We start from the raw sequence: 13,990 nt of genomic DNA on the forward strand, positions 1-13,990 counted from the left end.
CGACACCGACTCCGAGTGGCGCGGCTGCGAGACTTCCGGAGACCGCGACACAGCAGGACCAGGAACCGATGCCCATGGACGACCACGACGTCAGCGGTCACGCGGTGTCGGCGCTGAGCAAGCGACCGCGTCAGTTCGCGGTGTCCTCGAGCGCGTCGAGTGCGGCGACGTCCTCGGTGGCGAGGACGAAGTCGACGTCGGCGTTCGCGGCGATGCGCGACGGGGTCGTGGACTTCGGCAGCGGCAGGACGTCCTTCTCGAGCAGGTAACGGATCGCGACCTGCGCGACGGACTTGTCGTACTTCGCTGCGATCTCGGCGATCTGCTCGTTCTCGAGCAGTCCGCCGGTGGCCAGCGGGGAGTAGCCCTCGGTCAGGATGTCGTGCTCGCGGTCGAAGGCGGTCGTCTCGTCCTGGGTGTTGCCGATGAACCAGCGGATCTGGTTGGCGTGCGGGACGACGTCGGTGCGGCCGAGCAGGTCCTCGAGGTCGGCGACGGCGAAGTTCGAGACGCCGATGCTCTTGGTGCGGCCGGCGTCGAAGAGCTCCTCGAAGACCTTCCAGACCTCGACGTTGCCGTCGCGGTGGTCGGAACCCATGTCGCTCCAGGGCCACGGCGCGTGGATCAGGTACAGGTCGACGTGCCCGAGGTCGAGGTTGCGGCTCGACTCCTCGAAGGCGTCGCGGGCGCCGGACGCGGTCTTGACCTCGGCCGGCAGCTTCGTGGTGATGAAGAGCTCGTCGCGGGGGATGCCGCTGTCACGGACGGCCTCGCCGACGCTCGCCTCGTTGCCGTACGCCAGGGCGGTGTCGATGTGCCGGTAGCCGAGTTCGAGCGCGGTCTTCGTGGCGTCGTACGCCTCGGAGCCGGACGGGATCTGCCAGGTGCCGAAACCGATCTTCGGGATGTGCAGACCGTTGGACAGGGTGAACGTGTCGGTGAGTGCGGGCATGCAGCCGACGCTACGCCGGCGGTTCGAGCGGGCGTGGAGCGCCGCCGCCGCGCACCGCGCCCCGGTACGGGCGTCGCGCCCCGACGCAGTGGGGCGCGATGCCTGCCAGGGGGCGCGAACGCGGGCAGCAGACGGACGTGAGGCCCGTGGCGGTGTCGCCACGGGCCTCCCGTCCGTCTGTCGGTCGCGCTGGAGGGTCAGCGCGCGGTGCGCGCACCGATCCGCGGCAGCACCAGGCCGAGCACGATCATCGCGACGGCGAGGAAGGCGTGCAGCACGTTGTCAGCGCTGTTCAGCGGCACGAAGTTCGCGGGGTCGGCCATGCCCGCGGTGAACAGGCCGTAGATGAACAGCACGAGGTAGATGACGCCGCCGACGAGCAGGTAGAGCCGGGCCGAGGCTGCACGGCGTGCGGCGACGAGCCCGACGATGCCGAACAGCAGGTGCACGATGTTGTGCAGGACGGACACCTGGAACAGCCCGAGGAGCAGGGCCATCGAACCGTGACCCGCCATCGACATGGAACCCATGTCCATGGTCAGGCCGGGGATGAAGCCGGCGATGCCGACGATCAGGAAGACGACTCCGAAGACGAACGCGCCCCGCTGGGTCCACGTCGTGGTCGAGCCGGTACGGGGGCTTGCTGCACTGCTGGTCATGGTGAGACCTCTCTCTCGCAACACGTCGCAGTGTGCGGCGCTCATGACATTCGGAGCCGATGCCCGGTCGGTTTGCAGATCAGTTCGCTGTGGCCACCGCTCGCGCCAGGCCCCGCACGAGCAGTTCCCGGGATCGGGCGGTCGTTGCGTCGTCCGGAGCCCTCGACGCGGCGCGTGCCAACCCGTCGACCAGCGCGATGACGGCGTCGGCGACGACGGGGACGGGTTCGGCCGGTGCTGACCCGTGCCGTGCGGTCCACCGCTCGATCCCGGCCACCACGCCGTCGCGCCAGAGCTGTCGCTCGGCGTCGAGCAGGTCGCCGTCGCCGTCGGCGGCGAGGCCCGTCGCACTGAGCGCTTCGAGCAACCGGAACCGCTCGGGCTCACGCCGCACCAGGCCGAGGTACGTCGAGATCCCCGCCTCGAGTGCGGCGGCGAGGTCGTCGTGCTCGTCGGCGGCGGCGAGCACCGGCGGCAGGACCGCGCGTGCCTGCCGCTCGAGCAGTGCGATCACCAGGTTGTGCCGTGCGCCGAAGACGTAGTGCACGACGCCGTGGGCAACCCCCGCGCGGGCAGCGACCGCGCGGGTGGTGAGACTGCGGAGGCCGTCGTCGCGCACGACGAGCGCGGCGGCGTCGAGCAGTTCCGCACGCCGGTCCTGTCGGCTGCGGTACCCGCGCGGCTGGTGGTCGTCGGTCATCACAGGAAGCGTACGGGGCACGTGCAGCGACCACCGTCATGATGAAGTCGGCCACGCGGCCAAATCATCATCGAACCCGAGGAGTCACCATGGAGATCGTCGTCCGGGCAGCACGACCGGCAGAGCTCGGCGCGGCGGCAGCCGTCCTGGCGGAGGCCTTCGCCGACGACCCGGTGCTCTCCGAGATCCGGCCGCCCAGGGCCCGCGAGGACCGCCGGGTCGTGCTGACCGAGCTCTTCGCCTCACTCATCCGCTCGGTACCGGCACCCGGCCGGCGCGTCGACGTCGCCACCATCGCGGACCGGGTCGTCGGCGCCGCCTTCTGGCAGGCCCCCGGTCGTCGCTCCGGCGGCGCGGGCGCCTTCGTGCGGCAGGTGCCCGCGTTCCTGCGGGTCCTCGGGATCGGTGGGGCCCTGCGCGCCCTCACGCACCTGCGGCGGATGGGGCGTGCTCGGCCCGAGACCCCGCACTGGTACCTCGCCGAGATCGGGGTGTCCGCGGGGGCGCGGGGGCGCGGTGTCGGCGGACTGCTGCTCGCACGTGCGCTCGAGCGGGCGGACCGGTCCTCCGCAGGCGCCTACCTGGAATCCTCGACCCCGCAGAACCGACGGCTGTACCGGCGGCACGGCTTCGCGGACGGTGCTCCGATCGCCGGGTTCCGGGCGGCGCTGCCGATCAGCATGTGGCGTCCGGCCCTCGGCTGACCGGACACCGGGGGACACCCACCCTGTGCTCCCGTGCACGGCCGCTGCCTACCGTCCAGGGCACACCACGACGAGAGGAAACACCATGGCAAGTGGAGTCGCAGCAGTCTGGGTCCCGGTCAGCGACATGGAGCGCGCGGTGGCGTTCTACCGCGACACGCTCGGTCTCACGGTGAAGGACCAGTCGGACGACTGGAGCGAGATCGACGCCGGTGGGCTGATGATCGGTCTGAACGGACGCGAGTCGGCCAGCGGGTCGAGCGACGGCGGCGCGGTCGTGTCGTTCCAGCCGGACGGCAGCATCGAGGACGAGGTGGCCGAGCTGAAGAGCCGCGGCGCCGACATCCAGGGTGCGATCAGCGAGCACCCGTGGGGCAAGATCATCCCCTTCAAGGACAGCGAGGGGAACGACCTGCAGCTCTACTCGCCGCCGCAGGGGTGAGTGCCGCCGCGCTGACGCGCGCGGAAGACGGACGGGAGGCCCGTGGCGGTGTCGCCACGGGCCTCCCGTCCGTCTCGTGCTGGTGGGGATCGCTACGCGACCGCGATCTCGTTGGGCACGCCCGGCAGTTCGTCGCTCGAGGCGATGACCTCGCCGGTGGTCAGGTCGACCGCGTGGACCTTCTGCTCGGCCGGGTCGGTGACGTAGGCGACGTCACCGTCGACCTTCAGTGCGGGGTGGGCGTCCTGCCACTCGGTCGGACCTTCCCACGCGTCGATGACCGGGTACGACTCGAGCTGCTCGCCGGTGCTCTCGTCGAAGGTGTGCAGGGCGCCGTCGGAGCCGAGCACGACGGCCTCGTCGCCGGGGCCACGTGCCAGGTCGCGGAAGGTGAAGCCGACGTCCTCGGGCATGTCGGCGACGGTGTACTCCCCCGACGCCGCGTCGATCAGGGCGATCTGGTCGAGCAGGTAGCCCTCGCTGTCGGGGTCGTCGTTGTAGTCGCCGACCGCGACGGACGAGTCCTCGGTGGTGAACAGGTTGCCGGTGCGGCCGTACTCGGTCGGGGCGTCGATCTTCTCGAACGCGCCGTCGTCGTAGACCAGGGCGCCGTCGGTGCAGCCGAACACCGCGACCTCGCCGGTCACAGCACCCTCGCCGTGCACGTCGGGGCACTCCTCGGAGCGTGCGATCTCCTCGCCGTCGGCGTCCAGGGCGCGCACGCCGGAGCGGCTCTCCTCGGTGCCGATGGTGGTCAGGAGTGTGCCGTCCTCGAGCTCGATGGCGACGCCGTGGTGGGCGGCCTCGGACTTCGTCGTCTCGACGTCGGGCAGGTCGGCCCCGTCGAGCTCGGTGTGGTCGAACGTCGTCACGTCGCCCGTGCCGTCGGCGAACAGGGCGGTGGTGTCGCCGTGCACGACCGCGTGGCCGCCGGTGTCGGCGGGGAAGACGGCGTCGGTCAGGGCCGGGTCGGCGGCGGTGTCGAGCACCCGGAAGCCCTCGGGCACGGTCACGAGCACGTGGCGACCGTCACCGGCGGGGTTGACGCGGGTGAAGCCGTCGATCGCGTCGTCGGCCACGACCTGCAGGTCCTGGTCGAGGGTGAGCAGGCCGCCGTCGTAGGTCAGGGTGATGCGGGTGCCGTCTGCCGTCGGGGTCGCGCTGCTGTCGGACCCGGCGTCGGCGGCGTTCGTCGCGCACCCGGTCAGGGCGAGGGCTGCGGCGCCGAGCAGGGCGGCGGGCCACACGGCCCGGAGCGTCTTGGTGTTCGTCATGCTGCTCACTGTATTGATTCTCATTCTCATTTACCAGTCGACAGGCCGTCGACGATCGCCTGCGTGTTCGAGCGCATCATGCCGAGGTAGGTCGACGCGTCGCCGTCCTCGGTCAGCGACTCGGTGGCCAGGGGGCGGATCTCGACGTGCACGTCGACCTCCTCGGCCAGGACCTCGGCCAGTCGCGCGGGCTGTGAGGCGTCCGCGAAGATCGTCGGCACGCCCGCTTCGTCGATCGCGTCCGCCAGGTCCCGCAGGTCCGCTGCACTCGGCGAGGCCAGGGTCGTGCCGCTCGGGATCACCGCGCCGACGACCCGGAAGCCGTACCGGTCGGCCAGGTACCCGAACACGTGGTGGTTCGTCACGAGGGCCCGCCGGTCCTCGGGCACCGTGGCCATCGCGGTCGTCATCTCGTCGTCCAGGTCCTGCAGCTCCGCCAGGTAGGCATCGGTGCCGGCGGGCTCGATGCCGACCTCGCGCAGGTCCGCGTCGAGCGCCTCGACGACGTCGACCATGCGTCCCGGGTCGGTCCAGAAGTGCGGGTCCGGCCCGCTGTCGTCCTCGGTGGTCCACTCCAGTGCGTCGACGGCGTCACCGGCGGTGGTCACGGGCACACCGTCCTCCGCCGCGGCCTGGACGTGGCGGGCGACGCCCTCCTCGAGCCCGAGGCCGTTCTCGACCACCAGGTCGGCGCTCCGGAGTCGTGCTGCCTGCTGCGCCGACACCTCGAACGAGTGCGGGTCGGCCCCGGGCGGCATGAGGACCATGACGTCGGCCTGGTCGCCGATCACCTCGGTGACGACGTCGCCCAGGATGTTCGTGGTCACGGCGACGAGGGGGCGGTCCGAGCCGGCGGCGGTGCACCCGGCGGTGGTCACGGTGAGCGTCGCGGCGACGACCACGGCGGTCAGCAGTCGCGTCGTCGCCCTCACAGCCCGACCTCGGCGAAGGCGAGGGGTGCGACCGGCAGGTCGACGGTGCGGGCGACGCGGGCGTCGTCGGCGAAGTCGATCTCGTGCACCGTGCCGCTGGCGGGGTCGGCCAGGTAGGCCCGCTGCGCGTCGAGCTGCAGCAGGGGAGCGGTGTCGCCGTCGACCTCGACCAGGGGCTCGGTCGTGGCGACCGTCCCGTCCGAGGCCGTCACGACGACCACCCGGCCGTCGGCGTCGACCCCGACCACGTGCTCGTCCTCGTCGTCCACGGCGACCACGGCGCGCAGGGGCCGCTCGGTCGGCACGTGCCGCCACGAGCCCTCGCGCACGTCGAGCAGCCAGAAGCCGGTGTCGCCGGCCAGCCCGGCGACCGTCGGACGCCCGGAACGGGCGGCGAAGGCCGTCGGGCGCTCGGCGTCGTCGGGAAGCTCCACGAACGACGTCGCTCCGGCGTCGTCGACGACGACCGCGCCGTCGGTGCAGCCCACCACCGCGCCCGCGCGGGTGACGATCCCGCCGGCCGGGTCGGTGCAGGTCTGCCCGTCGGCCGAGGCGGTGTCGGCCGGGTCGCCGTCCGCGTCGAGCACCCGGACGGTGTCGCCCTGGGCGGCGACGAGCTGCTCGCCCACCGGCAGCAGGACCGTGGCGTCGACCCGCGCGGTCTCGTCGACCTCGCCCTGGCCCAGAGCCTCGCGGTCGAGCACCACGGCCTCGCCGCGGTCCGGCCACGTCAGGGTCGTCATGGTCTCGGACGAGTGCACCTCGACCGGGCCGCCGCGGTCGATCGTGCCGACGACGCGGGGGTCCGCCGCGTAGTAGTGGGTGTGGTCGCCGTGGTCGACCGTCCACGAGCCGCCGTCGACGATCGTCGTGCGGTCGCCGTCGCTCGTCACGAGGAACCGGCCGTCGGTGGCGGAGTGCTCGGGGGCGTCCACCCCGTCGAGCTCGGTGGACTCCTCGGTGAGCAGGTCGTGCAGCGCCGTCTCGCCGGTCGCCGACACAGCCAGGAGGCGCACCTGCGGCTCCTGGGCTTCGCTCGCCCCTTCGACGTAGCCGTGCGGGCGGGCGCTCGCGGTCGCGTCGTCGGCCGACGGGGTGCCCGTGGAACAGGCGGTCACGGTGAGGGCCAGGCCGGTGGCCAGGCCGATGGTGGACAGGATGCGCGCGGGTGCGCGGCGGATGGTCGAGTGCGTCATGCTCCCTCTCGGTACGGTGCGGCGGATCGTGGTGCTGCCGGCGCGGCCGCGCGCGCCGGTGCCGGGGTCGGGGTGCGTCGCAGGACGACGGCGGCGGCGGCCCGCGAGACGACGACGCCGCCGACCGCCACCGCGGCGATGCTCGCGCCGGCGGCGGTGCCGGCGTGCCACGAGACGAGCAGGCCGACGAGGACGGCGGTGGTGCCGACGGCGGCGCCGAGCAGCATCGTCGAGGCCACGTGCCGGGTCCACGCGCGTGCGGCTGCGGCGGGCGCGAGCAGCAGGCCGACGACGAGCAGGGTGCCGACGGCCCGGTACGAGGCGACGACCGCCAGGGTCACGAGGCCGATGAGCACGACCTCGGCCACCCGTGGGTGCAGCCCGAGCGTGGTGGCCTTGCGGACGTCGAAGGCCAGGGCGGTGAACGGCCGGTGGAACGCGACCGCCACGGCGAGTGCCACGGCCACGGCGACCGCGAGCCCGCCCAGGTCGGCACGGGTGACCGCCAGGACGTCGCCGAACAGGATCGCGGTGACGTCGGTGGCGAACGAGCGCGAGGACGACACGATGATCACCCCGAGGGCGAGCATGCCGACGAAGAGCAGGCCGATCGAGGTGTCGTAGGACAGTCGGGCGCGGCGGCGCAGTGCCCCGACGCCGAGGACCATGACGCCAGCGCTGACCGCGGCGCCGAGCACGGCCGGGATCCCGGTCAGGGTGGCGATCGCGACGCCGGGCAGCATGCCGTGCGACAGTGCCTCGCCCAGGAACGCCATGCCCCGGACGAGCACCCAGGTGCCGACCACGGCGCAGAGGACCGCGGCCAGGGCGCCACCGACGAGGGCGCGCACCATGAAGTCGACGGAGAACGGATCGGTCAGCCAGGTCACGGTCCGAGACGCTACATGAAAACGAGTATCGATACTGATAGCGTGCTCAGGTGCCTCCGACCGCTCCGACCGAACCCCGGACCGCCGTCCACCTGGACCGCGTGACCGCCGTGCGCGGTGACCGGACCGTCCTCGACGGCGTCGACGCGACCTTCGCGGCCGGGGTCGTGACCGCGCTCACCGGGCCGAACGGCTCCGGCAAGTCCACGTTGCTCGACGTGGTGGCGCAGGTCGTGACGCCGACCGGCGGACGGGTGACGGGCCTCCCGGCGGACGGTGTCGCCTACGTGACCCAGTCCGTGCCGCCGACTACCCTGCCGCTCACCGTCCGCGCGGCCGTGACGATGGGGCGGTGGCGGCACCGCGCGTGGTGGCGACCACTCGGGCGCGGCGACCGGGCGCTCGTCGACGCACAACTGGAGCGGATGGCGATCACGGACCTGGCGGACCGGCCGATCGAGGAGCTCTCCGGCGGCCAGCGGCAGCGCACGCTCGTGGCGCTCGGCCTGGCGCAGCGTGCGCGGGTGCTGCTCGTCGATGAGCCGACCGCCGGGGTGGACGCCGACTCCGCGGCGCTCGTGGTCGATGCGCTCGCCGCCGAGGCGGCAGACGGTGTCGTGGTCGTGCACGCGGCGCACGACCCGGTCGCGATCGCCGCGGCCGACCGCGTCGTCACGCTCGGCTGACCCGCGTCGGTGCTCGGGTCAGGCGTCGAGTGCGCGCCGGGCGGCCGCGACGACCTCGGCATCCGTGACGAAGTGTGCGGACCCGTCGTCGCCGGCGCCCATCGGCACACCGGCGTGTGCGCTGTCCGCGGCAGGACGCTTCGCCGACAGGTGCACGGCGGCGGCACCGGTGGCGACCAGGGCACGGACGTCGGCGGGGGTGACGCCGGCTCCGGCCATCACCTGCACGGGACCGGCGGCCGCGACCATGCGCGCGATCGTGTCGGCGCCGGCGACCGCGGTGGGGGCACCGCCCGAGGTCAGGACGCGCGTGAAGCCGAGCGCGGCGAGCGACCCGGCCGCTGCGACGGGGTTGGCGGCGTGGTCGATCGCCCGGTGCAGGGTGACCTCGGCGGCGGCGCTGACGGAGCGGGCGGCGTCGACGAAGCGGCGGAGGGCGTCCTCGTCCAGGGTGCGGTCGGCACGCAGGGCTCCGACCACGACCCCGGCTGCCCCGGAGCGCAGCACCGTCCGGACCTCGCGCACCATCAGGTCGACCTCGTCGGGGGTGTGCACGAAGCCGCCCGGACGGCAGCGGACCAGCGCGTGCGCCGGGATCCCGGTCTCGTGGGTCGTCTCGACCAGGGCCTGGGACGGGGTGAGCCCGCCGAGCTCGAGACCGACGCAGAGCTCCACGCGGTCGGCGCCGCCGTCCCGCGCGGCGACGGCACCCGCCGGGGACGTCACGGCGATCTCGAGTGCGGCGGTGGTGCTCATGCAGGGTCTCCGAGCGGTTCGGTGGAGGCGGGGACGATGCGGGCGCTGAGGTCCGGCGCCGTCGGGAACACTCGATCGTAGGGGAACATCGGCCGCTCGATCCTGTGGTGCCCGAGGCGCAGCAGGTCCTGGTCGACGCCGCCCGGGGTGAGCGCGAGCATCCAGTCGGCGGCCATGTCGAACAGCTCCGGCTCGAGGTACCCGATCTTCACGACGACCACGTCGGCATCACGCGGTGCCAGGTCGAGGTCGGTGAAGTCGTGCTCGTGGTGGTACGGCTTGCGCAGCTCGGTCAGGATCGCGAAGACGCTGCCGACCTGCAGCACGACCTCGGTCACGGCGTCGCGGTCGCCGTGCCCGATCGCGTGCACCCGGCCGGTCATCGTGACGGGCCCCGCGTGCACGTGGTCGACCGCGGCACCGGCGGTCACGGTCACCGTCGCGCCGACACCGGCCTCCACCGCTGCGGCGACGGCGGCCGGCCCGGGCACGCTCGCGTAGATGACGGTCGGACCGGACGGGTCGCGGAACTCCGGACGGGCGAGCACCTGCGTCAGGCCCCACGTCATGTCGCCCGAGCCGCCGGCCGTGGGGTTGTCGCCCGAGTCGGAGATGAAGTACGGCTTCGCGGCACCCGGGGCGAGCGCGGCGTCGAGACACTCCTCGAAGGTGCCGGTCGGCGCGACGAACACGAAGTCCTCGCGGACGTCCCAGAACGCCGCCGCGAGTCGCTCGGCCCCGGCGGCGACCGCGGCCTCGTCCCACCCGGTCACGACGGTGACGGCCTGGTCGCGGGGCTGGTCGGCCCAGGCGTACCCGACCCAGATGGCGGCGTCGAGCACGCCCTCGGTCGCCTCGACCTCCGGCACCTGGGCGTACAGCGACCTCGCCGGCTCGAGACGGGTCGAGGTCTGCTCGCCGGGCAGCAGGACGGGGATCGGGATCCAGGCCTTCACGGGCCGCTGCGCGCCGACGGGCCGGGTCGTGAGCACGTCGACGAGGTTCCGGACCGCGCGCTCCTTCGTCTCGAGGGCGTCCTCGTGCGGGGCCATCCGGTAGCAGGTGACGAGGTCGACCTGGTGGGCGAGCTCGCGCGTGACGTTGCCGTGCAGGTCCATCGACGCGGACACCACGACGTCCGGGCCGACGACCGCGCGGATGCGGTGCAGCAGGTCCGTCTCGGCGTCGTCGAGCCCCTCGACCACCATCGCGCCGTGGATGTCGTACCAGAGGCCGTCGACCGGGCCGAGTGCACGCAGGCGCTCCACGATCTCGTCGGCGAGTTCCTCGTACGACGCCCGGTCGACGATCCCGCCGGGCAGCGCGTGCCCGATGAGCGCACCCCGGAAGTCGGCGGCGTCGGCGTACGACGCCAGGAACGGGTACCGCGCCACGACCTCGTCGCCGCGGTCCGGGTGGAACGCCGCGGCGTGCGTGCGGGTCGGCGTGAACGTCGACGTCTCGATGGCCAGGCCGGCGATGGCGACGACCGGGCGGCGGTGGGCGCGGGTCTCAGACACGGACGCTCCTGTTCCTGGTGGTGGACTGCGGGATGGGGGTGGACAGCTGCTGGAGCGAGGCGGCGAGGCCCCGCTGCAGCGCGAACTGCCCGGCACCGACGAGCCCGGCGTCGGCACCGAGGGACACCGGCTCGATCGCCAGGTGCTGGGTCATCAGCGGGTGGCAGCTCTCGTACAGCTGGCTCCGCACGGCGGCGATGAACGGGTCGAGGGTGGACAGGATGCCGCCCAGGTAGACGGCGTCCGGGTTGAAGAAGTTGACGTTGGCGGCGAGCACCTCGCCCAGGTACCGGCCCGCCATCCGCACGGCACGGGTGGCCTCGGGGTGCGCGTCGGAGGCGAGCCGGACGACGTCGGCGGTCGAGGCGACGTCGACCCCCGCGTCCGACAGGATGCGCACCAGCGCGGCCCCCGACGCCACGGTCTCGAGGCACCCGGTGTTGCCGCACGAGCACGGGGTGTCCCCGGCGGCGTCGATGCGCACGTGCGTGATGTCCCCGGCCGACCCCGTCGAGCCGCGGTACAGCCGTCCGTCGATGACGATCCCGGCACCGATCGCCGATCCGGCCTTGATCGTGATGGTCTGTCGTCGACCGGGGTCCTGCACGGTCTGCTCGCCGGCGGCCATGCAGTTCGCGTCGTTGTCGACGATCGCGGGCAGCCCGAACCGCTCGCTCAGCCAGGCGGCGACGGGGAACCCGTTCCAGCCCGGCATCCGGCTCGGCAGGTCGACCACGCCGGCCTCGACGTCGACGGGCCCGGGCAGGCTGAGGCCGACCCCGCGCAGTCCCTCGCGACCACGCTCTTCGGCGAGCCGCTCGAGCAGCGCGGCCAGGCGCTGGAGCCCCGCGGTCGGGCCGTCGGACAGGGCGAACGGGACGTTCGAGACGGACTCGAGCGCGCCTCCCGGCAGCACCACGCCGACCCGCGCGTGCCCGCCACCGACGTCGGCGGCGACCGCGTACTCGTCGACCCCGCCGATGCGGAGCACCTTGCGGGGGCGGCCGCCCGTCGACACGTCGGTGCCCTCCTCGGCCAGCAGGCCGTGGGCCAGCAGCTGCGCGACGACGTGCGACACCGTCGACGGGGCCGCGCCGAGCAGCGTGGCGATCTCGGTCCGGCTGGCCGCCTGTCCGGACGCGACGAGCTCCAGGACGCGGGCGCTGAGGTCGGCCACGACTTTCTCCAATACCGGCGGAACAGCGGGGGCACACCGGGCGGTGGACCGTTCTGCGACGAGCCTAGGCGGCGGATCGGAGCGCCGACCCTTTCGTCGGTTCGGCAGTAACGCAGTTTTTACATCGAGATGTTTGTTTTTCCAATCGCTTTGGTCCTTGACTGTCCCCGTGCCGCACGGCACCCGTGCTCCACCTCCCCGACGTCCATCGCACAAGGAGACACCGCATGTCCAAGCCCCGCCGCTGGGCGCTCCTCACCGGAGCCGCGATCGCCGTGAGCGCCCTGCTCGCCGGTTGTTCGGGTGGCGGTTCCGCCGCCACGAACGACACCGACGAGATCGACTACGCGCTCCCCGCCAACTTCACGCCGAACTGGATCCTGCCGATCGGCACCGCCGCGCACCTCAACACGAACAACGGCTCCATCGCCCAGTCGCTGTACGAGCCGCTCGTCGCGTACGACGGCTCCACCGGCAAGATCGCGTGGAACAAGGCAGGCTCCGTCGCCACCGACGCGCAGTTCGCCGACGACGGCAAGAGCGTCACCATGACGCTCGGCGACCGGCACTGGTCGGACGGTGAGGCGATCACGAGCCGCGACGTCGGCTTCTGGTTCAACCTGATCACGGCGAACAAGGACCAGTGGGGCTCGTACTCCAAGGGCAAGGCGCCGGACAACTGGACGTCGTTCAAGGCGGTGGACGACACGCACTTCACCATCACCTTCGACAAGGCCTACAACTCGGACTGGATGCTCGCCAACCAGCTGAGCCACATCATCCCGCTGCCCCAGCACGCCTGGGACAAGACCAGCGCGACCGCGGAGGTGACCGACGCCGACGAGACCACCGCCGGCGCGAAGCAGGTGTGGAAGTACCTCAACACCGCCGCCGGCAAGATCTCCGACTACGCCACCGACGACTTGTGGAAGACGATCTCCGGCCCGTACGGCGTGAAGACCTTCACCACGGCCGGCAAGGTCACCCTGACCGCCAACGACAAGTACGACGGGGGTGAGAAGGCGTCGATCGGGACCGTCAACCTGCTGCCCTTCACCACGGCCGACGCCGAGGTGAACGCGGTCCGCTCGGGCGAGGTCGACTACGGGTACATCAACGCCACCGACATGGACCAGAAGGCGTCGTTCGAGGCGAAGGACTACACGGTGCAGCCGTGGACCGGTTGGGCGATCACGTACATGCCGTACAACTTCAACAACCCGGACATGGGCGCGGTCTTCAAGCAGCTGTACGCCCGTCAGGCCGTCCAGATGTCGATCGACCAGACGTCGCTGTCGAAGGTCGTCTTCAACGGCACCGCCACCTCGACCTACGGTCCGATCCCGCAGGCGCAGGAGTCCGACTACGTCTCCGACGTGCAGAAGTCGAACCCGTACCCGTTCAGCACCTCGAAGGCCAAGGACCTGCTGACCAGCCACGGCTGGGAGGAGCAGGGCGGCACGATGGTCTGCACCGACCCGGGCACGTCCGCCAGCCAGTGCGGCGAGGGTGTCGAGGAGGGCACGAAGTTCTCGATGCAGGTGCTGTCGCAGTCCGGTTCGACCGTGACCGACAACATGATGAGCGCGATCCAGTCCTCGCTCGCGAAGACCGGCATCGACTTCACCATCAAGACCGCGCCGGTGTCGAGCGTGCTGTCGCAGACCCCGACCTGCACCTCGGACGAAGCCAGCTGCGACTGGGACCTGTCGTTCTTCGGCACCGCGGGCAGCTGGTACTTCCCGGCCTACCCGACCGGTGAGTCGCTGTTCCAGACCGGCGGTTCGGCGAACTTCGGCAGCTACTCGAACAAGGAGGTCGACTCCCTGATCGACGCGACCACCACCTCGACCGACGCCACCGCCGTGCAGGACTACAGCGCCGCGCTCGCGAAGGACCTGCCGGTGATCTGGCTGCCGAGCCCCGACTACCAGATCTCGGTCGTCAAGAAGGGCCTGTCCGGGTTCGACCAGGACTCGCTCGCCAACTTCCACCCGGCCCAGTGGAAGTGGACCAAGTAGGACCGTGACCATCTCAGGAGGCGCGGTGCGGGTCCGCCCCGCACCGCGCCTCCGCCCCGGATCACGCAAGAACCGACCATC

14 protein-coding genes are annotated in these 13,990 nt (G+C 72.1%); 4 read left to right on the top strand and 10 right to left on the bottom strand.

The window, feature by feature from the left end; genetic code table 11:
• Nucleotides 1-130 precede the first annotated feature (130 nt).
• The 3 genes from I8920_RS01070 to I8920_RS01080 form a co-directional block, all read right to left on the bottom strand.
• The gene (locus tag I8920_RS01070; RefSeq protein WP_198657369.1) at nt 131-952 is read right to left on the bottom strand and encodes an aldo/keto reductase; all 822 of its coding nucleotides are present in this window, start codon (nt 950-952) and stop codon (nt 131-133) included.
• A 197-nt stretch (nt 953-1,149) separates the two neighbouring features.
• A complete protein-coding gene (locus tag I8920_RS01075; protein WP_198657370.1) occupies nt 1,150-1,611 on the bottom strand; it encodes a DUF4383 domain-containing protein in 462 nt (153 codons plus the stop codon).
• A gap of 79 nt (nt 1,612-1,690) precedes the next feature.
• Nucleotides 1,691-2,311 carry a TetR family transcriptional regulator gene (locus I8920_RS01080; protein ID WP_198657371.1) on the bottom strand — a complete coding sequence of 207 codons (621 nt, stop codon included), beginning with the start codon at nt 2,309-2,311 and terminating at the stop codon, nt 1,691-1,693.
• Between the two features lie 89 nt (nt 2,312-2,400).
• On the opposite strand from I8920_RS01080, the gene I8920_RS01085 reads away from it, so the two are divergent.
• Together I8920_RS01085 and I8920_RS01090 are read left to right on the top strand one after the other, a co-directional pair.
• Complete coding sequence (locus tag I8920_RS01085) at nt 2,401-3,015, top strand: GNAT family N-acetyltransferase (protein ID WP_198657372.1); 615 nt, start codon at nt 2,401-2,403, stop codon at nt 3,013-3,015.
• An 85-nt stretch (nt 3,016-3,100) separates the two neighbouring features.
• On the top strand, nt 3,101-3,457 hold the full coding sequence (locus I8920_RS01090; RefSeq protein ID WP_198657373.1) for a VOC family protein: 357 nt from the start codon (nt 3,101-3,103) through the stop codon (nt 3,455-3,457).
• 92 nt (nt 3,458-3,549) lie between these two features.
• On the opposite strand, the gene I8920_RS01095 is transcribed toward I8920_RS01090, so the two are convergent.
• From I8920_RS01095 to aztB, 4 genes are read right to left on the bottom strand one after another with little or no spacing between them, the layout of a single operon-like run.
• Nucleotides 3,550-4,731: a hypothetical protein gene (locus I8920_RS01095; protein WP_232832776.1), complete on the bottom strand. Its 1,182-nt coding sequence runs from the start codon at nt 4,729-4,731 to the stop codon at nt 3,550-3,552.
• Nucleotides 4,732-4,757: 26 nt separating this feature from the next.
• Nucleotides 4,758-5,663 carry a metal ABC transporter solute-binding protein, Zn/Mn family gene (locus tag I8920_RS01100; protein ID WP_442873569.1) on the bottom strand — a complete coding sequence of 302 codons (906 nt, stop codon included), beginning with the start codon at nt 5,661-5,663 and terminating at the stop codon, nt 4,758-4,760.
• The gene (locus I8920_RS01105) at nt 5,660-6,859 is read right to left on the bottom strand and encodes an ABC transporter (RefSeq protein WP_198657375.1); all 1,200 of its coding nucleotides are present in this window, start codon (nt 6,857-6,859) and stop codon (nt 5,660-5,662) included. The genes I8920_RS01100 and I8920_RS01105 overlap by 4 nt, the downstream gene beginning before the upstream one ends.
• Nucleotides 6,856-7,749: a zinc ABC transporter permease AztB gene (gene aztB / locus I8920_RS01110; RefSeq protein ID WP_198657376.1), complete on the bottom strand. Its 894-nt coding sequence runs from the start codon at nt 7,747-7,749 to the stop codon at nt 6,856-6,858. The genes I8920_RS01105 and aztB overlap by 4 nt, the downstream gene beginning before the upstream one ends.
• Nucleotides 7,750-7,799: 50 nt before the next feature.
• Between aztB and I8920_RS01115 the strand changes: the two genes are divergently transcribed.
• Complete coding sequence (locus I8920_RS01115) at nt 7,800-8,435, top strand: ATP-binding cassette domain-containing protein (RefSeq protein WP_232832777.1); 636 nt, start codon at nt 7,800-7,802, stop codon at nt 8,433-8,435.
• 18 nt (nt 8,436-8,453) lie between these two features.
• Here I8920_RS01115 and I8920_RS01120 read toward each other — a convergent pair whose 3' ends face one another.
• The 3 genes from I8920_RS01120 to I8920_RS01130 are packed head-to-tail and all read right to left on the bottom strand — an operon-like array spanning nt 8,454 to nt 11,888.
• Entirely contained in the window at nt 8,454-9,191 is a 738-nt protein-coding gene (locus I8920_RS01120) for a copper homeostasis protein CutC (RefSeq protein WP_198657377.1), read from the bottom strand.
• Nucleotides 9,188-10,711, bottom strand: coding sequence for a M81 family metallopeptidase (locus I8920_RS01125; RefSeq protein ID WP_232832778.1), 1,524 nt, complete (start codon nt 10,709-10,711; stop codon nt 9,188-9,190). The genes I8920_RS01120 and I8920_RS01125 overlap by 4 nt, the downstream gene beginning before the upstream one ends.
• The gene (locus I8920_RS01130) at nt 10,704-11,888 is read right to left on the bottom strand and encodes an ROK family protein (protein ID WP_198657378.1); all 1,185 of its coding nucleotides are present in this window, start codon (nt 11,886-11,888) and stop codon (nt 10,704-10,706) included. Before I8920_RS01130 ends, I8920_RS01125 begins: the two co-directional genes overlap by 8 nt.
• 227 nt (nt 11,889-12,115) lie before the next feature.
• Here I8920_RS01130 and I8920_RS01135 point away from each other — a divergent pair, with 227 nt between their 5' ends.
• On the top strand, nt 12,116-13,909 hold the full coding sequence (locus tag I8920_RS01135; RefSeq protein ID WP_198657379.1) for a peptide ABC transporter substrate-binding protein: 1,794 nt from the start codon (nt 12,116-12,118) through the stop codon (nt 13,907-13,909).
• The last annotated feature ends 81 nt before the right edge of the window (nt 13,910-13,990 follow it).

Origin of the sequence: Curtobacterium sp. YC1 (assembly GCF_016267665.1) — a bacterium.
In the GTDB taxonomy this organism is placed as follows: domain Bacteria; phylum Actinomycetota; class Actinomycetes; order Actinomycetales; family Microbacteriaceae; genus Curtobacterium.